Origin of the sequence: Actinomadura violacea (assembly GCF_017573465.1) — a bacterium.
GTDB lineage: Bacteria > Actinomycetota > Actinomycetes > Streptosporangiales > Streptosporangiaceae > Spirillospora > Spirillospora violacea.
Genome location: NZ_JAGEPF010000008.1, coordinates 292,376 through 314,601, shown reverse-complemented (window position 1 = coordinate 314,601; position 22,226 = coordinate 292,376). Strand labels below are relative to the sequence as shown.

Genomic DNA, 22,226 nt, shown 5'->3' with positions numbered 1-22,226 from the left:
ATTAGTGCACAGATCGGCCGGGCGTGGCCGGAGTGGGACGCGTCAGGGCGGGGCGGCGGGGAGGGCGACGGTCACGGCGAGCCCGCCTTCGGGGCGGGGGCGGGCGGTCACGTCGCCGTCGTGGGCGCGGACGATCGACTGGACGATGGACAGGCCGAGGCCGGCGCCCTTGGCGGTGGCGACGCGGTCGGCGTCGAGGCGGCGGAACGGCTCGAAGAGGCCGGGCACCTCGTAGGGCGGGACGGGCGGGCCGGAGTTGACGACCTCCAGGACGGCGCGGCCGTCGCGGGCGGCGGTGGTGACGCGCACCCAGCCGCCGTCGCCGGAGTTGTGCCGGATGCCGTTCTCGACCAGGTTCTCCACGACGCGTTCGAGGAGCAGCGCGTCGCCGCCGGTCATGGCCTCGCCGGGGTCGGTGGTGACGGTGATGCCGGCGTCCGCGGCCTCGGGCGCGGTCCGGGCGGCGACGTGCGCGACGACGTCCGCGAGGTCGACGGGGGCGCGGCCGGTGATCTCGTTCTCGGAGCGGGCGAGGAGCAGCAGGCCGCCGATCAGCCGCTCGTGCCGGGAGGTGATCTGCAGGAGGTCCTCGCCGAGGCGCAGCACGTCCGGGGACGCGGCCTTGCGGTGCATCGCGACCTCGACGAGCGCGCGGCCGAGCGTCAGCGGGGTGCGCAGCTCGTGGGAGGCGTTGGCGACGAAGCGGCGCTGCCCGTCGAAGGACCGGTCGAGCCGCTCGACCATCGTGTCGAAGGTGTCGGCGAGCTCCTTGACCTCGTCGTGCGGGCCGCGCAGCGCGATGCGCTCGTGCAGGACGCGGTCGGCGGCGGGCGCGCGGGCGATCCGCCGCGCGGTCTCGGTCACCCGGTGCAGCGGCGCGAGGACGCGGCCGGCGATCAGCCAGCCGAAGCCCGCGGCGGCGCCGCCGACGACCAGCAGCGCGAGGGAGCCCTGCGTGACGAGCGACTCGGTCGCGGCGGCGCGCAGCTCGTCGTGCTGCTTGCGGGCGAGCGTCTCCAGGTCGTCGGGCCGCTCGCCGGCCGGGACCCGCTGGGGCCTGCCGTTCACCTCCAGGACGGTCCCGCCGGGGGCGGACGACTGCTTGTCGACGTGGGCGAGGACCCGCGTCCCGGTCCGGTCGACCTGCTGGGTGAACAGCGCGTACGTGGCGCCGAGCAGCACCAGGCCCGCGACGAAGAACAGGCCGCCGTAGGTGAGCGTGAGGCGGGCGCGCAGCGAGATCCGGCCCGGTTTGCCGAGCGTGGGCATCTTCACGGGATCCGGTACCCCGCTCCCTTGACGGTCTCGATGACGGGCGGGTCGGCGAGCTTGCGGCGCAGCTTGAGGACGGCGAGCCGGACGGCGCCGGTGAACGGGTCGGCGTGCTCGTCCCACGCCTTCTCCAGCAGCTGCTCGGCGGAGACGACGGCGCCGTCCGCGCGCAGCAGTTCGGCCAGGACGGCGAACTCCTTGCGCGCGAGTGGGACGTAGCGGCCGTCGCGGAACACCTCGCGGCGCGCCGGGTCGAGGGTGATGCCCGCGCGGCGCAGCACCGGCGGCGCGGCGGGCCGGGACCGGCGGCCGAGCGCGAGGACGCGGGCGGCGAGCTCGGGGAACGCGAACGGCTTGGTGAGGTAGTCGTCGGCGCCGAGGCCGAGCCCGGCGACCCGGTCGGTGACCTCGGCGGCGGCGGTCAGCATCAGCACCCGCGCCGCCGCGCCGGCCGCGACCAGCTCCCGGCAGACGTCGTCGCCGTGGACGGCGGGCAGGTCCCGGTCCAGCACGACGACGTCGTAGTCGTTGACGCCCGCGCGTTCGAGGGCGGACGCCCCGTCGTGCGCGAGGTCGACGGCGTGCGCCTCGTCGCGCAGCCATTCGGCGATCGCGTCCGCGAGGAGCCGCTCGTCCTCCACCACCAGCACCCGCATGCCGTTCCCTCCGCCGGTTCCGTCCGCTGATCGTGCCGGGCCGTGTGTTTCCTCGCCGTAAGTCCGGGACGGACGGAAACGGTGGGGAAACGCGGGGCCGGGTTGCATCGCTCCCCGTCGGGCCGGCGAGGAGCCGGCCGCTGAACGAGGGGACGAGGCATGCGACTGCGGACTCAGGGTGCGCTGGCGGCGTTGCCGCTGGTGGTGGCGCTGGCGCTGGCCGGCTGCGGGTCGAAGGACGGCGGGGACGGCGGGGTGGCGTCGGCGGGCGGTGCGAAGCCGTCCGCGGCGGCCAAGAGCGCCGACCCGAACGCGATGGGGGTGAAGTTCGCGCAGTGCATGCGCGAGCACGGCGTCCCGATGGACGACCCGCAGGACGGCCGCATGACGATGAAGCTGGACGGCAAGACGCCGAAGGAGACGGTCGACAAGGCGCAGGAGGCGTGCCGGCGGTTCAACCCGATGGAGAACGGCGCCGCGAAACCCGATCCGAAGATGCAGGAGAAGGTCCGCGAATTCGCGGCGTGCATGCGCAAGAACGGCGTCGAGGACTTCCCCGACCCGAAGCCGGGCCAGCAGGGGATCATGATGGACAAGAAGCTGAGCGAGGACCCCGATTTCAACGACGCCCAGCAGAAGTGCAAGGACATCATGGCGGGCGGCCCGAAGTGACGGCCGTGCGGGAGCGGGCGCCGGAGGACGGGGTGCGGCGCGGGCGGCGCCGCCGTCCCGGCCGGCGGGCGGTCCTCGCGGCGGCGGCCGCGGTGGCCGTCGCGGGCGGCGCCGCCGCCGTCGCGCTGCATTCGGGCGGCGGCTCCGGGAAGGGCCGGGCGACGGGCCTTCCGCCGAACACCACGCAGGTCGCGCGGCAGACGCTGAAGGACGAGCAGACCGAGGACGGGCAGCTCGGCTACGGCCAGGCGTACACCGCGACGAGCCGGCTGGCGGGCACGCTGACGAAGGTTCCCGAGAGCGGTGACGTGATCAGGCGCGGCCAGGAGCTGTACGAGGTGGACGGCGATCCGGTGGTGCTCATGTACGGCTCGAAACCGGCGTACCGTCCGCTGCGGATCGGCACCGAGGGGCCGGACGTCGAACGGTTCGAGAAGAACCTGAAAGCGCTCGGCTACAGCGGATTCACCGTCGACAAGGAATACACGGCCGATACCGCGGAAGCCGTCGAGAAATGGCAGGACGACCTCGGGCTCGACGAGACGGGAACGGTCGAGTTGGGCCGGGTGGTGTTCGCGCCGGAGCCCGTCCGGATCGACGCCCTCCAGGCGAACGCGGGCGATCCGACCGGGCCCGGCCGCAAGGTGCTCACCTACACCGGCACCGACAAGGCCGTCACCGTCGAGCTGGACACCACCGACCAGCGGATGGCCCGCAAGGGCGCGGGCGTCGAGGTGACGCTCCCCGACGGGACGGCGGTGTCGGGCCGGATCGACGAGGTGTCCACGGTGGTCCAGCCGGGCCAGGGCCAGGACGACGACGCGACGACCAAGGTGGAGGTGACGGTCTGGCTGCGGTCGGCGAAGGCGCGCAAGGCCGCCGCGAAGTACGCGCTGGCCGCCGTGGACGTCACCTTCACCGCGGGCAGCCGCAAGGACGTGCTGACGGTGCCGGTGACCGCGCTGGTCGCGCTGTCGGAGGGCGGGTTCGGTGTCGAGGTGGTGAAGGGCTCGGCGTCGTCGTACGTCCCGGTGAAGACGGGGCTGTTCGCGGACGGGCGGGTCGAGGTGTCGGGCGCGGGCGTCGCCGAGGGCACGGCCGTGGGGGTGCCGAAGTGATCGAGCTGCGGGAGGTGACCAAGGAGTATCCGGGCGGGGTGCGGGCGCTCGGCGGGGTGTCCTTGCACGTCGGCGCCGGGGAGCTGGTCGCGATCGTGGGGCCGTCGGGGTCGGGGAAGTCGACGATGCTGAACGTCCTCGGCACCCTGGACCGGCCGACGTCGGGGACCGTCCGCATCGACGGGTACGACGCGGGGCGGCTGCCGGACGCGGCGCTGTCGGCGCTGCGGGCGAGCCGGATCGGTTTCGTGTTCCAGCAGTTCCACCTCGCCGCGGGCACCCGCGCGCTGGACAACGTCGCCGACGGACTCCTGTACACCGGGCTGCGGCCGGCGGCGCGCGCGCGGCGCGCGGCGGACGCGCTGGAGCGGGTCGGGCTCGCGCACCGCCTGCACCATGAGCCGCACGAGCTGTCGGGCGGCGAGCGGCAGCGCGTCGCGATCGCCCGGGCGGTCGCGGGGGAGCCCGCGCTGCTGCTGGCCGACGAGCCGACGGGCGCGCTGGACTCGGTGTCCGGGGACGGGGTGATGGCGCTGCTGCGGGAGCTGAACGCGGCCGGCACCACCGTCGTGATCATCACGCACGACCGGGAGATCGCGGCCGGGCTGCCGCGCCGGGTGAGCATGCGCGACGGCCTCGTCGTCGCGGACTCGGCGTCGCCCTCGCCGGAGAAGGCGGCGAAGGCGGAGGCGGCGCGGTGACGGCCGGGACGCTGCGTCCGGCCCGGATGGGCCCGGGCGACGTGGTGCGGGTCGGCGCGGTGGGGTTGCGGACGCGCCCGATGCGGGCGTTCCTGTCCGCGCTCGGCATCGCGATCGGGATCGCGGCGATGGTCGCGGTGGTCGGGGTGTCGTCCTCGTCGCGCGCCGACCTCGACCGCGCGCTCGCGGCGCTCGGCACGAACCTGCTCACCGTCACGCCGGGCAGCACGCTGACCGGCGGGCAGGCACAGCTTCCGCTGGAGGCCGAGAGCATGGTCGGCCGCATCGGGCCGGTCGAGCGGGTGTCGGCGATCGGGCTGCTGGACGGCGCGAAGGTGTACCGGAACGGGAAGGTCCCGAAGGCGGAGACGAACGGGCTCGCCGCCTACGCCGCCCGGACCGGCCTGCTCGCGGCGACCGGTGCGCGGCTGCGCGGCGGCGTGTGGCTGAACGCGGCGACGCAGGACTTCCCGGCGGCGGTGCTCGGCTCGTCCGCCGCGGACCGGCTCGGCATCGGGCGGGCGGGGCCGGACGTGCGGGTGCTGGTCGGCGGCAAGTGGTTCACGGTGGCCGGGATCCTCGAACCGGCGCCGCTCGCGCCGGAGCTGGACTCGGCCGCGCTGGTCGGCTGGCCTGCGGCGCAGCAGCGGCTCGGCTTCGACGGTCACGCGACGACGATCTACACGCGGTCGCGGGACGCGGACGTCGAGCAGGTCAGGGGCGTCCTCGGCGCGACGGCGAACCCGGAGGCGCCGAACGAGGTGCAGGTGTCGCGGCCGTCGGACGCGCTGGCCGCCAAGCAGGCGGCGGGGGAGGCGTTCACCGGGCTGCTGCTCGGTGTCGGCGCGGTCGCGCTGCTGGTCGGCGGGGTCGGGGTGGCCAACACGATGGTCATCTCGGTGCTGGAGCGGCGGGCGGAGATCGGGTTGCGGCGCTCGCTCGGCGCGACCCGCGGGCAGGTCCGCACCCAGTTCCTGGCGGAGTCGCTGCTGCTGTCGGCGCTCGGCGGGCTCGGCGGCGCCGCGATCGGCGCGCTCGTCACCGCCGGGTACGCGGTGTACCAGGGGTGGCCGGTCGTGATCCCGGCCTGGGCGGTGCTCGGCGGGGTCGCCGCGACGCTGGTCATCGGTGCGGTCGCGGGCCTGTACCCGGCCGTCCGTGCGTCCCGCCTGTCCCCGACGGAGGCCCTCGCCGCCACCTGATCGCAATTGACATAGTGAGCGCTATCTGAATATCGTTCCCTATGTGGATAGCGAATCCGATGGAAAACCGAAGCGGCTGACCCGCGCCGAGGCCAAGGCGCGCACCCGCCGGCTGCTGCTGGACGCGGCGGCGCGCACCTTCGCCCGCAAGGGGTACGCGGGGGCGTCGGTCGAGGAGATCGCCGAGGCGGCGGGCTACTCGATCGGCGCCCTGTACTCCAACTTCGGCGGCAAGGAGGAGCTGTTCATCGAGCTGATGGTCGGCGGCGCCAAGGCCCGGGTCGAGCGCGGAGGGCAGGTCTTCGCCGCCGTGGAGGCCGGCACGGAGGACCCGGTGACGGCGCTCGGCCGGTTCCTCATGGAGACCTCCGACAAGGACGACGACCTCGCGCTCCTGCAGGCGGAGCTGTGGCTCTACGCCATGCGCAACCCGGGCATGCGGGACAGGCTGGCCGCCGCGCAACGGGAGTCGCGCGAGGCGCTCGAAGGCGTCATGGAGGCGGTCCTCGCGCGCGTCGGCGCCTCCGGCGCGGTGCCCGCGCCCGCCGTGGCCACGGTGGCGAGCGCGATGTTCCAGGGCCTCGTGCGGCAGCGGCGGCTCGACCCGTCCAGCGTGCCGGACGACCTGCTCCGCCAGGCGATGCGGTGGCTGTTCATCGGCATCGCCAACGCCCCCGAGACGCCCGGACCGTCCGAGGAGGACCCGTCATGACCCACACCACCGCCGGCCGAGGAGCCGTCATGACCCGTACCGAAGCCGACCGAGGAGCAGCCGTGACCCGCACCGACCTCCCCGCGCGCCGCGGCCCCGCCACCCGTCCGGCCGTGCCCGCGCGCGCCTACCGGATCGCGGGCGTGGCCATGGGCGCCGTCTGGGCCTGGAACGCCGGGCAGCCGCTGTGGGAGCACGCCCTGAAGTTCGGGCTGCTGCTGTTCGTCGGCGCGCCGCTGCTGCATCTCCTGCAGAAGCGGCGCGCGGCGGCGCACCCGGCCGGCGGGCCTCGGCTGAGGCTCGTCCCCGTGGTCGCGGCGAAGGCCGCGGTCCTCGCCGCCGCGCTCCTCGCCTCCTACCTGCTGCGGTCGGTGCCGCACGGCGACCTGTACGTGGCGGCCGGGCTGGCCGTGGCCATCGCCGGGTTCGGGCCGCTCCTGCACCGCCACTTCGTGACCGGCTGACCCCGGCTACCCGGCGAGCAGTTCCTGCAGCTCGTGGACGGCCTCGCGCAGCCGGTCGGCGAAGTCGTGCATGGCGCCCGCGACCGGCTCCGGGGTGCTCAGGTACAGGTTGAACCGGTCGGGCAGCAGGACGTAGGCGACGCCGATGCACTGCTCGCTCGTCGACCCGAACCCGAAGTACCGGATGTTCACCGATGGCGCGGAGCTGGTGCTCAGGTAGTCGTCGCGCATCGTCACCCAGCCGGGCGAGTCGAACAGCGCCAGGTGCCCGGTGACGCCCAGCTCCGCGCCGCGCCGCTTGCGGATCAGCTGCAGCTCCCACAGGTGCTGCTCGGGCGCGTGCCCCGTCTGGCACTCCTTGGCGCGCCGGACGTGCGCCTCGGCGGCGGCGCGGAACGCGGCGCGGCGGGTGTCGGCGCCCGCGGCGGGGTCGTCCATCGCCGCGACGAACCGCAGCACCTCCGGGGTGACGACCCGCATCGCCTCGGTGCGGCCGTTGCGGTACTGCCGCGTCGCGATCGACTCGTAGGTGGCGCCGGTGACGCCCTTCGCCCGCTTGTGCGCGAGCTGGTAGGCCATCTGCACGAACGCGTCCGGCGACGTCTTGAGCCGCTTCGCCTTCTCGGAGCCGAAGTCGCCGAACGACACGCAGGTGGTGGCGGTCGCGGCGCCGTAGGCGGCGAACGCGGCGGCCGCGTCGCGGATGTCGGCGCGCAGCGCGTCGTCCAGCGCGAACTCGACCGGCTCGATCACCGGCAGGCCCTGCGACCGGGCCCCGGACCGCTGCGCGTGCGCCTCCGCGGACGCGCCGAGCAGCGCGTCGACGAAGCTGAGGATCGTGGTGCCGTCCAGGCCGCAGTGCTCCACGTTGATCCCGGCGGTGCCGTCGGCGAAGACGACCAGCGAGACGGCCTTGTCGAACCAGCGGTTCCCGCTGTCGCCGTGCAGCAGGTTGTCGCACGCCTCCAGGTCGTTCTTCGGCGCGACGTCCTCCAGGCACACGCAGAACAGCGCGGTCTCGATGTCGTCGAGCGCCCGCGCGTTGCGGGGGTCGGCGGCCAGCAGCGCCTCCCGGCTCGCCGCCCACTCGGCGCGCGCCTTGGTGGTCAGGTGACCGGCGGACGGCTCCGGCGCGGGCTCCGCCTTCATGATCGTGCCGAGGCCGGCGACCAGCTCGTCCAGCGAGTGGGGGACGCCGTCCGGGCCGATCACGTCCATCCGGATGATGTTCCCGCGGTAGAACACGACGATGTGCTTGGCCTGCGACGGGCCCGGCCACTCGGCGCTGTAGGGCGCGCGGACGGTGTCCTGCTCGGCGCCCGGGATGCGGGTGGCGGAGAACAGGAACTTGTTCTGCTCCATCGACAGCGGCGCGCCGCGCTGCAGGACGGGCGGGACCTCCTCGGCGTCCAGCAGCAGCTTGTAGTCCAGCGCCCCGGCGATCAGCCCGGCCGCGCGTTCCAGCTGCCGTTCCCCGCTGTCCTGGAACAGGAAGAAGAAGTTCGCGTTCAACGCGATCCGGTCGCGCCGCCCCAGGTACCGGTACGGCCAGAACGTGTCGAGCCAGCTCCGCACGCCGGGCTCGGCGTCGTAGCGCTCAAGGGCGGCGTGCAGCCGGCGGCCAGGGCCGTCCGGGCGGGCGAACTCCTCCACCGCCGCGCGCGTCTCCGCCTGCTCGGCCTCGGTGAGCAGCGGCCCGCACCACTCCAGGAACCGCTTGCAGGTCTCGTCGAGCGTCGGCAGCGGCACCCGGGGGAGCGCGTCCTCGTTGCCGAAGGTCCGGCCCGACGGTTCAGGGGTGGCGTTCACTTCGTCCTCGTTCTCCATGATCGGGCGTTCCTTACGCCCGGGACCAAAGGTGTTCATTCCCCGCGCGGGCGGGACAGGTACAGGCTCGCGTAGAGCCGGCCGTCGTCCTCCACGCCGGACGGGTCGACGCCGGCGTCCGCCAGCGTGTCCAGCACGAGCGACTGCTCCTCGGCCGTCGCGAACCGCCGCTGCGGGAACAGGCCCTCGCCGCGGACGGTCTCGTACCCGGCCGCCGCGAGCGCGTCGGCGATCGGGTCGAAGGGGAACATGCGCAGGATGAAGTGCGCCATCCACGGCCGGCGGGCGCCCGCCGCCTCGACGACGCGGGCGACGGTCCGCTCGGTGACGTAGCCGAGGCAGCCGGTGGAAATGACCAGATCGGTGCCGGCCAGCCGCGCGGCCTGCTCGTCGGTCGGATCGCCGTCCTCCAGATCGGCGTGCACGGCGGCGTCCAGGAAACCGGCGTCGAGCGCGTAGGAAAGCGCGTTCTCGGACGCGTCGAGACCGACGAAACGGACGCGATTCGCACCTTCACGGGAACGGACCAGCTCACGGTCGCGGGACAGGAGCGCACCGCGGGTGAGCCGTTCGGCGTCGCGGCCGCCGTAGCGATCGTACAGCTCGGCCATGGTCGCGCCGTATTTCAGCAGGACGGCGTTGATGCCGTAGGAGCAGCCGATGTCCACGACCGTCGGAACGGGCACGCCGCGGGCGTCCCGGTATTCGGCGATGAGCCGGGAGAAGTGCGGCTTGGCCAGTTCGGGGATGTCGTAGTCGAGCCGCCGGAGAGTGCCGAAGTAGGCGCGCGGGTCGGGTGCGGTGTAGATGTGGTCGAGCGAGATCTTTCCGGTCGTGTCGGAGCGCACGGGGCGGTCCTTCCTGGAGAGCGCGGGCGTTGCCGGGCCGTTCTCGCTTCAGTCGAGCAGCGCGTCCACGCGGACGGCGCGTCCCTCCGCCGCCAGGTGCTCGGGCAGCACCCGGCCGAACAGCTGCCGGGTGCGCGCGACGCTGCCGACCACGCCCGGGCGTTCGCTGTAGGCGAGGATCGCGGTGTACCGCGCGACGTCGCCGCGCACCGCGCTGACGCGGTGCAGGGAGTAGCGTCCCTTGAAGAGCTGCAGGTCACCGGGGCGCAGTTCGAGCCGCCGGACGAGGTGCCCGCTGCGGCCGGTGAGGACGGCGCGGACGGCGGCGAAGTTCTCCGCGCGCGCGGAGCGGATGTTCGGGCAGTACTCGAAGACGCCGCCGTCCTGCGGGAGCTGCGTCATCAGGCTCACCGTGAACTCGTTGGTGTCGAAGTGCCACGGGTGCTCCATGCCGGGGTTCACGACGTTGAGGCACAGCCCGGACAGCGGGTCGCCGAGTTCATGGACGCGCGGCAGCCCGAAGCAGGCGGCGACGAACCGCTGGAAGAGGGGGTCGGAATAGAGCCGGTGGACGATCAGGTGGCGGGGGATGAGGTCGCGGGCCACGAACGCGTTCCCGCGCTCGACGGTGATACGGCCCGGATGGCCGTCGGGGAGCGGCGCGGCGATGTCGGTGTTGTAGGCGTTCACCGTTTCGACGTCGTAATGGGCGTTCGGCGCGATCGCCGCGCATTCCGTGCGCAACTGCTGCTGCAATGTGCCGCGAATGAAGTCGGGAAGCACGCAGCACCCGGAATTCGCCAGCTCCTCGCGGACCCGGGAAACGACGGCGGCCCAGCCGGTGCCGTGCGGTTCGTCCAGCGGATAGAGAGCGGTGTCGACCGGTTCCGTTCCTGCCGCCCGGCCGGCGGCCCGAGCCTCCGCTGCGCCCATGAAGATCCTTCCGCGTGGCGAACCCCACCCGGGTTTTAGCACATTACCCGTCCACATTCATGGCCGTGCTTTTCGGGGCGGCTTTGTCAGAATTCGATAAACCCGGTCGGTGACCTGTGGCTTCGAACGGTCCACTGCCCGCGCCGGCACACTGTCCGATGTGTCCCATATCACCTCTCGATCGGGGCGGATCCGAACCTTCGTTCACCTGACGGCGTCATCGACGGTTGGGACACTGGTCCCCACTTCCCCCCCCCAGGAGGGCGCATGGAGGACTGGCGGCTGACGGGCTTCGTCGAGGACCGCGAGCTCGGCCGCGGCGCGCAGGGCCGCGTCGTGCTGGCCCGGCACGGCGAGTCGGGCGCACCCGTCGCGATCAAGTACCTGGTCGGCGGCGACCCCGGCGCCGTCGCCGGGCTGCGCGCGGAGGCCGCCATGCTCGGCCGGCTGACCAGCCCGTACGTCGCGCGCCTCTACCGGTTCGTGGAGAGCGGGCAGGGCGCCGCGATCGTGATGGAGGCGGTGAACGGCGCGTCGCTGAAGGCGGTGCTGGCCGAGCACGGCCGGCTCGCGCCCGAGGCGGCGCTGCTCGTGCTGAAGGGCTCGCTGCTCGGGCTCGCCGCCGCGCACGCGGTCGGCGTCGTGCACCGCGACTACAAGCCCGCGAACGTCGTCGTCCGGCCGGACGGGCTGAGCAAGCTGGTCGACTTCGGCGTGGCCGTGCTGGCGGGGGAGGGCTCGGCCGCGGGGACGCCCGCCTACATGGCGCCGGAGCAGTGGCGCGGCGAGCCCGCCACCCCCGCCACCGACGTGTACGCGGCGACCTGCGTGTTCGTGGAGTGCGTGGCCGGGCGGCGGCCGTTCGCGGCCGGGGAGCGCGCCGTGCTGATGAACCAGCACCTGAGCGGCGGGCCCGACGTGGCGGACGTCCCCGAGAGGCTGCGCCCGCTGGTGTTCCGGGGGCTGGCGAAGCGCGCGGGGGAGCGCCCGCCGGGCGCCGCCGCGTTCGTCACCGAGCTGGAGTCGGCGGCGGTCGCCGCGTACGGGCCGGACTGGGAGCAGCGGGGCGTGCGCGCCCTCGCGGCCGCCGCGGTGGCGCTGGCGGCCCTGTTCCCGCTGGGCGCGCTCGCGGTCGCCCCGGGCGCGGCGGGCGCCGCGGGCGCGGGCGCGGCCGGGTCGGCCGGCACGGCGGGTGCCGCCGGGGCGGGCGGCGGCGCGTCCGGTGCCGCGGGCACCGCGGGCACCGCCGGTACGACCGCGGCGAAGGGCTTCCTCGCCACCGCCGCCGGCAAGGGCGCGCTCGCCGCGGCCGGTGTCGCCGTCGTCGCGGCGGCGGCCGGAGGCGCCGTCTACGCGACGAAGGACTCCACCAAGAAGGCCCCGCAGGACCATCCCCGCCTCACCCTGGCCGCCCAGAACGAGACGATCCCGGGCGCGTCCATCAAGGTGGACGGCGCGAAGTACGCGACCGTCACCGGGCTGCACGACGCGAACGTCCAGCGGCGCGTCAACGCCGCGCTGCGCGCCCCGCTCGACGAGCTGATCGCGCTGGCGAAGGCGAGCCGCAAGCAGACCCGCTGCGGGAGCACCCCGACCACCGTGAGCATCAAGACGCGTGTCGGGCTCCAGGGGCCGCGGCTCGTGTCCGTCCGCTATTTCCAGATGTCCGACTGGTGCCGGCAGGCCGACGGCGCACCCGGCGGCGAGGTCGTCACCGTCGATCTGCGCACCGGGCGCCGGCTCGCCGCGTCCGACGTCTTCCGCCCGGACACGCTCACCGCCGGCGGGCTGGCGACGCTGAAGTCCCGGCTCGTCCAGCGGGACGGGCGCTCGGCGATCTCCGACTGCCCGGCGAGCGACGCCTGGAAGCCCGGCGACCTCCAGCCGGCCCCGCCCGAGGGCCTCTACCAGGGTGCTACTCGCACTCCACCGCACCTGAGCGCCTTCCTCACCGCGTCCGACTTCCAGCTCGCCTGGCTGTCCTCCGGCAGCGACGGCTGCGGCAACCTCGACTTCGGCGCCCCCTATGCCAAGGTCCGTGACCTGCTGAAGCCCGAGTTCGCCGCGCTGCTGCCCAAGTGAGGCCGGCCCGCCCGGAACTCATACCGGGGGGCGATGCCGGGTAGGGCTCTGACCTGGAGCCATGCCGGGGGGATGGCCTCGAGGCGGAGGTGGGCGATGAGCGCCGACGGACGGCCGGGCGGCCTGCCACGCGGCGAGCGGCTGCTGCGCGACGTGGTGGCCGCCAGCCATGTGATCTCGCTGGAGCAGCTGCCGGGCGTGGTCGCCGAGCACGCCGCGCGGGCCGGCCTGCACGACGTGCGGATCTACGTCGTGGACCTCCAGCAGCAGGTGCTGCGGCTGCTGACCGGGCACGGCGGCGACGCCGGGCGCGGGTCCGGGGCCGAGCCGGCGGAGGTGCGCGTGGAGGGCACCCTCGGCGGCCGCGCGTACCAGAACGTGGAGTTGGTGACGGGGCATCCGGAGGGGGACGGCGCCCACCACCTCTGGGTGCCGGTCCTGGACGGCACGGAGCGGATCGGCGTCATGCGGGTGACCGTGGCCGTCGGCGACGAGGAGGCCGCCGCCGACGCCGAGCACCTCGCCGGCCTGGTCGCCCTGATGATCGTCAGCAAGGGCCCGTCCAGCGACTCGCTCGCCCGGCTGGTGCGCACCCGCGACATGACCGTCTCGGCGGAGATGCAGTGGCGGCTGCTGCCGCCGATGACGTTCGCCAACGACGCGCTGGTGATCGGCGCGGCGCTGGAGCCGGCGTACAAGCTCGGCGGCGACACCTTCGACTACGGCCTCGCGGGCGACACCGTCCACCTGGCCGTGTTCGATGCGATGGGCCACGACACCTCGGCCGGCATCACCGCGAACCTGGCGGTCGCCGCGCACCGCAACAGCAGGCTGCAGGGCGCGGGCCTGGTGGAGAGCGGTCGCGCGATCGAGGAGGTGCTGATCGAGCAGGACGAGTCGGGGCGGTTCGTCACGGCGGTGCTGGCGGAGCTGGACCTCCGGACGGGCCTGCTGTCGTGGATCACGCACGGCCACCCGCCGCCGGTCGTGATCCGCAACGGCCGGTGGGTGACGACGCTGGAGTGCGAGCCGGGCCATCCGCTCGGCACCGACCTCGGCGTCGAGCCGGCGGTGTGCCGGGAGCAGCTCGAACCCGGCGACCGGCTGCTGCTCTACACCGACGGCATCGTGGAGGCGCGCGACCCGAACAAGGAGGAGTTCGGGCTCGTCCGGTTCGTCGACTTCATCATCCGCCGCAACGCCGACGGGCTGCCGGTGCCGGAGACGCTGCGGCGCCTCGTGCACAGCATCCTGCGGCACCACGAGGGCAGGCTCGACGACGACGCGACCGTCCTGCTGCTGGAATGGCACGGCGCCACCGCCCCTCGTTGACTTGCGGCGTGTCGTCCTTGAAACGGCTCGGTTGAGGACGACACGCCGCAAGTGAACGTGTGTTCACGTGATGCCGAGGGCGCGCATCAGCATCGGGTAGGCGTCGTGGAGGTCCCGCTGCCAGTACGGCCAGGAGTGCTGCCCGTCGAAGAACCTCGTGGTGACGGGGATGCCGAGGGCGTCGAGCCGGTCGACGAAGGCGTGCGAGACCTTGTCGGCGGCGGCCTCGACGGGATCGGTGAACGGGAGGCCGCCGAGCGACCCGGCCGTGCCGTTTCCGCTGGCCACGTACAGGCGGACGCCCGCGAGGCGGCCGGCGAGGTCGGTGGGGTTGTGCGCGTGCCAGATCGCGGCCTGCGCGTCGGGCGCGCCCCAGACGCGCCGCCAGTCGGTGCCGGGGCAGGAGAAGGACGGCCCCCAGCCGATCGAGTCGTCGCCCGGCTTGTAGCCGTAAAGGGTGTCGACGTATCCGCTGAAGGAGGCGGCCGCCGTGAACGTTCCGGGGAACCGGGCCGCGTACAGCATCGCGCCGAGCCCGCCCATCGAATTGCCGGCGATGGCGCTGCGGCCGCTCGCCCGGTAGTCCTCCTGGAGGATCGTGCGGACTTCCTTCATGTGGAAGGTCTCCCATTCGGGCGGCCCGCCGTTTCCGTAGTTCCACCAGTCGGAGTAATTGCCGCAGCTTCCGCCTTCCGGCATGACGACGATGACGGGGGAGTGCGCGGTGAGGTCCGCGACGTCGGTGCCGCGCGTCCAGGCGGTGTAGTCGTCGACGCCGCCGTGCAGCAGCCACAGCGTCGGCCAGGTCCGGCGGGCGTCCTTCGACCATCCGGACGGGACGAGCAGGCGCACCTTCTCCTGCCCGCCCATCGCGGGGGACTGGACGGTGAGGTCGATGGTCCGGGGCGCGACGGTCGTCTCCGCGACGACCTTCGCGCCGGTCGCGGCGGTGTTCGCGGAGGCGGCCGCGGCGGGACGGGCCGGGGCGGCGACGGCCGCGGCGAGCGCGGCGGCCAGGACGGGAGGGAGCAGCAGGGCGAGGATCCCCGGCCCTGCGACGGGGTTGGAGCGTCGGAGCAATGCGGGCCTTCCGGGCATGCCGGCAGGGTGGGCCGGCCGAGGAGAGGGGGACGCCGCCCCGCGGCGAATGGGCGCGGCGCGGCGCATGCGCGCAGCGCGGCGAAGGGCGGGTCGCGCTCCCGCCGGCTGCCTTCGGGCCGTTGCCGGACCCGGTGGTGATGTGCGGTTCCAGATTGGCGGTTTCTGCTACTTACTCCGAGTAGATTCCCATTCCGGGCACGTTCCAAGCGTCGCCGGATAACCGCGGGAAAGATTGTTTACCGTACAAATGATGCGCCGGACGCCCTTTCGGGCGCCCGGCGCGGGAGATGCTCGGGGTGTTCGGGACCTCAGGTCTCCGGGACCGGCTCGGCGGACGGTCCGTTGACGTACTTGACGGCCATCCGCACCGCCCCGCGCAGCGTCCGGTACGCGATGAGCGCCAGGCCGAGCAGCGGCAGCACCAGCAGCAGGATCTGCAGCCCGGAGGCGATCAGCTGCAGCGCGCCGGCGCCGTGCGCGGCGTCGGCGGCCAGGCCCTGGATCCGCTGCCAGTCCATCCGGACGAGCCGGGGCACCTGCGTGGAGATCAGCCCGAGCTGGAACAGCATCACCGGGACGATGACCAGCACCCACATCGTGACGAAGATCTGCGGCCAGCGCTTCAGGTCGTCCAGCCGGTTGTCGGCGCGGCGCAGCAGCAGCGCGCGCCGCAGGATCGGCCCGATGTACTTGAACAGGTCGGGGACGCCGACGAGGTCGGACATGATGTAGTAGCCGTCGAAGCGCAGCGTCGGCAGCAGCTGCTGCAGGATCTCGAGGTTGACGTACAGCACCGCGACGAGCAGCGGCTCGAACCCGGTCTGCAGGTACACCAGCGTGAGCGCGACGACGAAGAGGCCGTTGAAGTAGACGCCGGCGAGGTCGGCGCGCAGCCGCCCGGCGCGGCCGAGCCGGTACGACTCGGTGATGTCGGTGTAGAACGCGGGCCACACCAGGTAGATGCCGCAGCCCATGACGCCGGGCCGGACGCCCCCGTACCGGCAGGCGGCGGCGTGCCCGACCTCGTGGAACGCGCACGACGCGACGCCGAGCGCCATGATCAGCAGGATGCTCACCGGCGCGAGGATGGTGTGCTGCAGCGCCAGGCTCATCGACCGGGTCGTCAGCACCCAGGTCTCGGCGGCGGCGACGGCGGCGAGCGCCGGGACCAGCACGAGCGGCCGGAACAGCCAGGCGAACAGGCCGGCGACGAACCAGGTGACCGATTCGGGGAACACCGCGATCCGGAACCGCAGGCCGAGGAACGGGTCGGTGCGCACGACGGGCGGCGCGGTGCCGTCGCTGTAGGTGGTGACGCCGAGCGGGGCGAGCTTGCGGTCGGCGAGGTAGACGATCTGCTCGCCGGTGAGGCGGGCGCCGGCCTCCTGCGAGACCGCGTCGGCCACCCGGTCCAGCGCCGTCTCGATGTCGGCGGTGCGGGCGAGGTCGCGGTGCTCGTGCAGCGCCTTGGCGACCAGGAACAGCAGCGGCGGGAGCCGCACGAGCTGCCGGTTCGGCAGGCAGACGAGCTGCGGCGGTTCGCGGTAGCCGGAGTTCTTGAACTCGCCGACGAGCTCGACGCCGTCGGCGAGGACCGGCAGGGTGAGCGGCGCGGCGGCCTGCGCCGTCGCCACGGCCTGCCCGCCGCCGGCGGCGTGGGTGCCGTCCGCGCCGTGCCCGGCGCCCGCCTGCCCTCCGGCGGCGGCCGGTTGCGCGGTGCCGGCCGGTTGCGCGGTGCCGGCCGGTTGCGCGGTGCCGGCCGGTTGCGTGGAGCCCGCCCGCCCCGCCGTGTTCGCGGACCGCCGGGGGGTGCTCGCGGCCCCGCGCGACGGGGCGGCGGCCTTGCGGTGTGCTCCGCTCATGCGCTGTGGTGGACCACGACCGGGACGCATGTCGTCGTCGTGTAGCCGGGCTCGGCGAGCAGGCCGGTGCCGAGCAGCCCCGGAGTGCCGGTCGAGTGCGAGTACTGGCAGGCGTAGTTCACCGCGGTGCTCGCGTCGCCCGACCCGCTGTCGTTGATGTTGATGTTCTTGCTGGTGTTGTCGCCGCCGCCGGTGAGGAGGGTCGACAGCACGGCCCGTTCCGGCAGCACCTCGCCCGACAGCCGGTCGAGTTCGGCGTAGCTGAACGTGTGCGGGCTGCACGTGTGAGGGTTCGTCTGGCTCATCGGTCGCCTTACAGGTCGTCACAGGTATCCGAAAAGGGGGGAAGGGCCGGCGGGAGAACGCCGGCCCTTCCCATGCGGGCCGCAGCCCGCGAGCACGTCGATTCGGATCAGTGACCCGAGACCACCGAGCTGCCGGCGCAGGTGAACGACGAGTTGGGGTTCTCGGAGCTGAGACCCAGCGCGCCGATGAGGCCACCCTGCGAGTGGTTGATGTTGCTCTGGCAGTTCGGGACGACCGCGGTCGTGCCGCCGTCGTGGCCGCCGCCGTGGTTGAAGTTGAGGTTGTCGTTGTCGTTGCCGCCACCGACGAGAAGGGTGGACAGCACCGCGCGCTCCGGCAGAACCTCGCCGGCCAGCTTGTCCAGCTCGGTGTAGCTGAAGGACTTCATGTGGTTCCTTTTCTTCCTTGTCACGCCCGGATCTCAAGGTGGAGCCCGGATGTCCCTTTCCCACCTCAGGTTGAGGCGGGATAGCTCTACGTATAGCACGAGTGACAGAACGTGTCCAAGGAGCCCCCGGGAGCCGCGCGCACCGCGTCGCGACCCTCGCGACGCTCCCGTCACCACCCCGGTACGGCCGTCTTCCCCTTGCAGGCATGGAGATCGGGTGCTGGGTAGGAGAAGGACCGTCCGCGGCTGACCAGGAGGAGAGGCATGGCCGACAACAGCTTCAGCATCGACGTGGCGAAGATCCGGGAGCGCGCCCGGCAGAAGATGACCGACGGGCCGGTGACCAGCGGCTACAAGCGCAGCCCCGAGGAGGTCATCGAGGTCCTGAACGACGTGCTCGCCACCGAGATCGTGTGCTGGATGCGCTACTCGCGGCACGCGATCAGCGCGACCGGCATCGACCGCGCCCAGGTCGCCGCCGAGTTCACCGAGCACGCCGACGAGGAGCGCGACCACGCGATGCGGGCCGCCGAGCGGATCAGCCAGCTGGGCGGGGACCCCGACTTCGACCCCGAGACGCTGGCCAAGCGCTCGCACACCACCTACGAGACGTTCGACGACGGCGACCTCAAGGGCATGCTGGAGGAGAACCTGGTCGCGGAGCGGATCGTCATCGAGTCCTACCAGGAGATCATCCGGTGGCTCGGCGACGGGGACGTCACGACCCGCCGCCTCATGGAGCAGATCCTCGCCGAGGAGGAGGAGCACGCCGACGACATCATGGACCTGCTCGGCAACTGATTCGGGAGCGTCCCGGCGATTGGGCGCGTTCCCGCGGGTATCCGAGCCGTCATGGAATTCGGATACACCCTGCTCTGCGAGCAGACACCACCGAAACAGCTCGTCACCGACCTCGTCGAGGCGGAGGACGCGGGCTTCGACTACTCCGTCATCTCCGACCACTACTTCCCGTGGCTGGAGGCGCAGGGGCACTCGGCCTACGCGTGGTCGGTGCTCGGGGCGCTCGCCCAGGCGACGCACCGCATCCCGCTGATGACGTTCGTGACCTGCCCGATCATGCGGTACCACCCGGCGGTGGTGGCGCAGAAGGCCGCCACCGTCGGGGTGCTGTCGGACGGGCGGTTCACGCTCGGCCTCGGCGCGGGGGAGAACCTGAACGAGCACGTCGTCGGGCGCGGCTGGCCCTCGGTGGACGTCCGGCACGAGATGTTCGCCGAGGCCGTCGAGATCATCCGGGCGCTGTTCTCCGGCGACTACGTCAACTACGAGGGCAAGCACTTCCGGGTCGACTCCGGGAAGCTGTGGGACGTGCCCGAGCAGCCGGTCCCGATCGGCATGGCGGCGTTCGGGCCGCGCGCCGGGCGGCTGGCCGCGCAGCACGCCGATCTGCTCATCTCCGACCAGCCCGTCGGAGACGTCGTGAGCCTTTTCCAGAAGGAGAGCGGCGGGGGCAAGCCCGTCTACGGGCAGATCCCCGTCGCGTACGGGCAGGACTACGACGAGTGCAAGCAGCGGGCGCACCGCTACTGGAAGTTCTCGGCGCCCGCCTGGAAGGTGATGGCCGAGCTTCCGGGCACGGTGAACTTCGAGGCGGCGACGAAGACGGTCCGTCCGGACGATGTGGCGGAGTCGGTGCCGTGCGGCGACAACGTGGAGGACTACCTCCAGGCCGTCCAGCAGTGGAAGGACGCGGGATTCACGCACATCGCGTTCTGCCAGAGCGGGCCGGACCACCAGAAGGACTTCCGCACCTGGGCGGAGGGGGACCTGCTGCCGGCGCTGCGGGAGCGCTTCGGCTGACGGTTCCTTAGGAGAAGGTCAGGGGGCGGGCCGCCGGGGGCCGAGGAACGCGGGGTCGAGGATCGTGCCGGCGCGCTTGACGTTCCGGACGATCGGCGACGTCTCGACGTGCCCGACGGCCCGCAGCGCGGCGATCCGCTCGGTGAGGTACCGGTAGAGGTGGCGGGAGTCGCGGCACACGACCTGCACGGCGAGGTTCGTCGGGCCGGTGGTGGCGGCGGCGAACACCACCTCGGGGTGCTCGGCGAGCGCCCGCCCGGTGCCGGCCAGGTCTGCGGGCGGCACGCTCATCCACAGCCGCGCCGCCGAGTGCAGGCCGACGTAGCGGAGGTCGAACTCGGCGTAGTAGTGCAGGACGCCGGTGGCCCGGAGGCGGTCGAGGCGGCGCCCGACGGTCGACTGCGACCAGCCGGTCGCGGCGGCGAGCTCGGCGTGCCCGGCCCGCCCGTCACGGGCCAGCACGTCGAGGAGCCGCTGGTCGCCGGGGCCGAGCGGCTGGAAGTCGTCGATGTCGGGCACGGGGCCGGGGGTGAGGGCGCGGACCTGCGCCGGGGCGAGGGCGTCGAGGCCGCGGAGCCGGTGCGGCGACCCGTAGTAGGTGTGCAGGACGGAGTGGGCGGCGATGCCGGTGACGCGGGCGCTGCGCGGGAGCCGGTCGAGGAGGAGCTGCTCGCTCTCGTCCTGGCTGCGCGCGCGCACGATGCACAGCACCTCGGTGCCGCCCGAGACGATCTGGACCCACGCCGTGTCGGGGCGCTGCGCGAGGATCGCGCCGATGTTCTGCGCGGCGCCGGGCACACAGCGGAGCCTGAGCATCCACCGGCCGTGCGCGACGTAGTTGGCGGGCGGGACGCCGACGATCCGCAGCAGGTCGCGGGTGCGCAGCCGCCGGTAGCGGCGGGCGACGGTCTGGTCGGAGACGCCGAGGACCTCCGCGATGCGGCTGAACGAGGCGCGTCCGTCGAGCTGGAGGGCGTGGATCAGCTGCCGGTCCAGATCGTCCGCTTCGAGGATTTCCACCAGCACAGGCTAGGAGATGTCGAAAACATGGAGATACATCAGGGCTGAGTGGTTTCTTGGCATTCCTCGCGTGATCGTGGCCGGGACATCGACGGACGATCGCGAAGGAACGAGAGATGGGCAAGTGGTGGCCCCTGACGGCCGTGTGCGTCGGGGCGTTCATGCTGCTGGTGGACGTCAACATCGTCACCGTGGCGCTGCCGGACATGGCGGCGGGACTCGGCGCGTCGTACTCCTCGCTGCAATGGGTCATGGACGTCTACGCGCTGGTGCTGGCCGCGCTGCTGATGGGCGCGGGCGCGCTCGCCGACCGGGCCGGGCGGCGCCGGGTGTACGTGCTCGGGCTGGTGCTGTTCGCGGTGGCGTCGCTGGCCTGCGGGACCGCGCCGGACGCGGCGGTGCTGCTCGCCGCGCGGGCCGTCCAGGGCGCGGGCGCGGCGATGATGTTCGCGACGACGGTCGCGCTGGTCAACGCCTCCTACGACGGCCGCGACCGGGCGGTCGCGTTCGGCGTGTGGGGCGCGGTGAACGGCGCCGCCGCCGGGGTCGGGCCGGTGCTCGGCGGGCTGGTGACGCAGGGCCTCGGCTGGCGGTGGATCTTCCTGCTGAACCTGCCGGTCAGCGTGCTCGCCGTGGCGCTGACGCTGCGGGTGGTGGCCGAGTCGCGCGACCCGGCGGCGCGCCGGATCGACGTGCCGGGAGTCGTGCTGTTCGCCGGGGCGGCCGGCGCGGTGACCTACGGGCTGACGCGGGCGGGCGACGCGGGCTGGACGTCCGCGGTGACGCTCGGATGGCTCGCCGCCGGGGCGGCGGCGCTGGCCGCGTTCGCGGTCGTCGAGCTGCGCAGCCCGCATCCGCTCCTGGACCTGCGGCTGTTCCGCGCGCCCGCCTTCACCGGCATCATGATCGCCTCGCTGGCGATGTCGGGGACGGCGTTCGGGTACCTGCTCTACACCTCGCTGTGGCTCCAGTCGGTGGCGGGGCTGAGTGCGATCGGCGCGGGGCTCGCGATCCTGCCGATGAGCGGGCCGGCGTTCGCGGCGTCCTGGCTGACCGGGCGGTTCCTGCACGCGGTCCCGCCGCGGCTGACCGTCGGCGCCGGGCTGCTGCTGGTCGGCGCCGGGACGCTGGGGCAGTCGGTGCTGTCGGCCGGGTCGGGCTGGGCGGCGCTCGCGCCCGGGTTCGCGGTCACCGGCGTGGGCGTCGGGATCGCGCTGCCGAACGTCACGGCGGCGGCGACGGCCGCGGTGCCGCCCGCGCGGGTCGGCAGCGCGGCGGGCGCGGTCAGCGCGCTGCGGCAGCTCGGGTTCGCGTTCGGGATCGCGGTGCTCGGCAGCGTCTTCCACGCCGCGCTGGAACGTTCCCTCGACGGGGCCGTGCCGGACGCGGCCGGCACCGCGCGGGCGGTCGCGGGCGGGCACGCCGCGCAGGCGATCCACGGGGCGCCCGGCGGGGCGGTCGAGTCGGCGTTCGCGTCCGCGCTCGACGCCGCCACGGCGACCGCGGGAGTGATCGCGATCGCCGCCGCGATCGCGGTGTTCGCCCTGGTGCGCCGGGACAGGCCGGAAGCGGGAGTGGTCGCGGCCGAGCCCGCCGCGGCGACGGCACGCTGATCCGGCGGGCGGCGGCGGGCGGCCCTCGGCGCGGGCCTCCCCGCCGCCGCCCGCGGCCCGCATTGGCCCGGGAAGCGCTATCCGAGCCGCGCGCCGCGGAATGCGATTTGGCTGCCCGAAGTGCCGCCCGACTGCCGTCCGAATTCACATAGAATTCGGTTCTAGTTTCGCCATTTCGCCGCCTGATCCTGCGAGAACACCCCCGCTGGCCTGAGAATCGCCATTCGGGTATTGACGGATTCCCTGGTCTTGCTTATCTTCTGACTAGAACGCGTTCTACTTAGGTGTCCGGTCAC

21 protein-coding genes are annotated in these 22,226 nt (G+C 73.3%); 11 read left to right on the top strand and 10 right to left on the bottom strand.

Annotated elements, in window-relative coordinates; genetic code table 11:
- Positions 1-42 precede the first annotated feature (42 nt).
- On the bottom strand, positions 43-1,269 hold the full coding sequence (locus J4709_RS14650) for a sensor histidine kinase (RefSeq protein ID WP_208241090.1): 1,227 nt from the start codon (positions 1,267-1,269) through the stop codon (positions 43-45).
- A gap of 2 nt (positions 1,270-1,271) precedes the next feature.
- On the bottom strand, positions 1,272-1,928 hold the full coding sequence (locus tag J4709_RS14645; protein ID WP_208241023.1) for a response regulator transcription factor: 657 nt from the start codon (positions 1,926-1,928) through the stop codon (positions 1,272-1,274).
- Between the two features lie 159 nt (positions 1,929-2,087).
- Here J4709_RS14645 and J4709_RS14640 point away from each other — a divergent pair, with 159 nt between their 5' ends.
- The 6 genes from J4709_RS14640 to J4709_RS14615 are packed head-to-tail and all read left to right on the top strand — an operon-like array spanning position 2,088 to position 6,797.
- Complete coding sequence (locus tag J4709_RS14640) at positions 2,088-2,600, top strand: hypothetical protein (RefSeq protein ID WP_208241022.1); 513 nt, start codon at positions 2,088-2,090, stop codon at positions 2,598-2,600.
- Complete coding sequence (locus tag J4709_RS14635) at positions 2,597-3,718, top strand: peptidoglycan-binding protein (RefSeq protein ID WP_307801239.1); 1,122 nt, start codon at positions 2,597-2,599, stop codon at positions 3,716-3,718. The genes J4709_RS14640 and J4709_RS14635 overlap by 4 nt, the downstream gene beginning before the upstream one ends.
- Positions 3,715-4,419, top strand: a complete 705-nt coding sequence (locus tag J4709_RS14630; protein WP_208241020.1) for an ABC transporter ATP-binding protein — start codon at positions 3,715-3,717, stop codon at positions 4,417-4,419. The genes J4709_RS14635 and J4709_RS14630 overlap by 4 nt, the downstream gene beginning before the upstream one ends.
- Before the next feature lie 26 nt (positions 4,420-4,445).
- Positions 4,446-5,621 carry an ABC transporter permease gene (locus J4709_RS14625; protein WP_208241089.1) on the top strand — a complete coding sequence of 392 codons (1,176 nt, stop codon included), beginning with the start codon at positions 4,446-4,448 and terminating at the stop codon, positions 5,619-5,621.
- A gap of 43 nt (positions 5,622-5,664) precedes the next feature.
- Positions 5,665-6,333 carry a TetR/AcrR family transcriptional regulator gene (locus J4709_RS14620; RefSeq protein ID WP_208241019.1) on the top strand — a complete coding sequence of 223 codons (669 nt, stop codon included), beginning with the start codon at positions 5,665-5,667 and terminating at the stop codon, positions 6,331-6,333.
- A 29-nt stretch (positions 6,334-6,362) separates the two neighbouring features.
- Complete coding sequence (locus J4709_RS14615) at positions 6,363-6,797, top strand: hypothetical protein (protein WP_208241018.1); 435 nt, start codon at positions 6,363-6,365, stop codon at positions 6,795-6,797.
- Between the two features lie 6 nt (positions 6,798-6,803).
- Here J4709_RS14615 and J4709_RS14610 read toward each other — a convergent pair whose 3' ends face one another.
- From J4709_RS14610 to J4709_RS14600, 3 genes are read right to left on the bottom strand one after another with little or no spacing between them, the layout of a single operon-like run.
- Positions 6,804-8,624 (bottom strand): choline/carnitine O-acyltransferase, encoded by a 1,821-nt coding sequence (locus J4709_RS14610; protein WP_208241017.1) that lies wholly within the window; start codon positions 8,622-8,624, stop codon positions 6,804-6,806.
- Positions 8,625-8,659: 35 nt separating this feature from the next.
- A complete protein-coding gene (locus tag J4709_RS14605) occupies positions 8,660-9,472 on the bottom strand; it encodes a class I SAM-dependent methyltransferase (protein WP_208241016.1) in 813 nt (270 codons plus the stop codon).
- 48 nt (positions 9,473-9,520) lie between these two features.
- Positions 9,521-10,405 (bottom strand): HalD/BesD family halogenase, encoded by an 885-nt coding sequence (locus J4709_RS14600; RefSeq protein ID WP_208241015.1) that lies wholly within the window; start codon positions 10,403-10,405, stop codon positions 9,521-9,523.
- Between the two features lie 267 nt (positions 10,406-10,672).
- On the opposite strand from J4709_RS14600, the gene J4709_RS14595 reads away from it, so the two are divergent.
- Positions 10,673-12,487 carry a serine/threonine-protein kinase gene (locus J4709_RS14595; protein WP_208241014.1) on the top strand — a complete coding sequence of 605 codons (1,815 nt, stop codon included), beginning with the start codon at positions 10,673-10,675 and terminating at the stop codon, positions 12,485-12,487.
- Positions 12,488-12,583: 96 nt separating this feature from the next.
- The gene (locus J4709_RS14590) at positions 12,584-13,819 is read left to right on the top strand and encodes a PP2C family protein-serine/threonine phosphatase (protein ID WP_208241013.1); all 1,236 of its coding nucleotides are present in this window, start codon (positions 12,584-12,586) and stop codon (positions 13,817-13,819) included.
- Positions 13,820-13,882: 63 nt separating this feature from the next.
- Here J4709_RS14590 and J4709_RS14585 read toward each other — a convergent pair whose 3' ends face one another.
- The 4 genes from J4709_RS14585 to J4709_RS14570 all read right to left on the bottom strand — a co-directional run bounded on the left by J4709_RS14585 (position 13,883) and on the right by J4709_RS14570 (position 17,476).
- The gene (locus J4709_RS14585) at positions 13,883-14,917 is read right to left on the bottom strand and encodes an alpha/beta hydrolase (RefSeq protein ID WP_208241012.1); all 1,035 of its coding nucleotides are present in this window, start codon (positions 14,915-14,917) and stop codon (positions 13,883-13,885) included.
- 311 nt (positions 14,918-15,228) lie between these two features.
- On the bottom strand, positions 15,229-16,782 hold the full coding sequence (locus J4709_RS14580; RefSeq protein WP_208241011.1) for a hypothetical protein: 1,554 nt from the start codon (positions 16,780-16,782) through the stop codon (positions 15,229-15,231).
- Positions 16,779-17,087: a hypothetical protein gene (locus J4709_RS14575; RefSeq protein WP_208241010.1), complete on the bottom strand. Its 309-nt coding sequence runs from the start codon at positions 17,085-17,087 to the stop codon at positions 16,779-16,781. Before J4709_RS14575 ends, J4709_RS14580 begins: the two co-directional genes overlap by 4 nt.
- A 107-nt stretch (positions 17,088-17,194) precedes the next feature.
- Complete coding sequence (locus J4709_RS14570) at positions 17,195-17,476, bottom strand: hypothetical protein (protein ID WP_173096197.1); 282 nt, start codon at positions 17,474-17,476, stop codon at positions 17,195-17,197.
- Between the two features lie 264 nt (positions 17,477-17,740).
- On the opposite strand from J4709_RS14570, the gene J4709_RS14565 reads away from it, so the two are divergent.
- The gene (locus tag J4709_RS14565; RefSeq protein ID WP_208241009.1) at positions 17,741-18,277 is read left to right on the top strand and encodes a ferritin-like domain-containing protein; all 537 of its coding nucleotides are present in this window, start codon (positions 17,741-17,743) and stop codon (positions 18,275-18,277) included.
- A 51-nt stretch (positions 18,278-18,328) separates the two neighbouring features.
- Positions 18,329-19,297: a TIGR03557 family F420-dependent LLM class oxidoreductase gene (locus tag J4709_RS14560; protein ID WP_208241008.1), complete on the top strand. Its 969-nt coding sequence runs from the start codon at positions 18,329-18,331 to the stop codon at positions 19,295-19,297.
- An 18-nt stretch (positions 19,298-19,315) separates the two neighbouring features.
- Here the strand turns inward: J4709_RS14560 and J4709_RS14555 are convergent, their stop codons facing one another.
- Positions 19,316-20,317, bottom strand: coding sequence for an Lrp/AsnC family transcriptional regulator (locus J4709_RS14555; protein WP_208241007.1), 1,002 nt, complete (start codon positions 20,315-20,317; stop codon positions 19,316-19,318).
- 116 nt (positions 20,318-20,433) lie between these two features.
- Here J4709_RS14555 and J4709_RS14550 point away from each other — a divergent pair, with 116 nt between their 5' ends.
- Positions 20,434-21,930 (top strand): MFS transporter, encoded by a 1,497-nt coding sequence (locus tag J4709_RS14550; protein ID WP_208241006.1) that lies wholly within the window; start codon positions 20,434-20,436, stop codon positions 21,928-21,930.
- Positions 21,931-22,226: the final 296 nt, after the last annotated feature.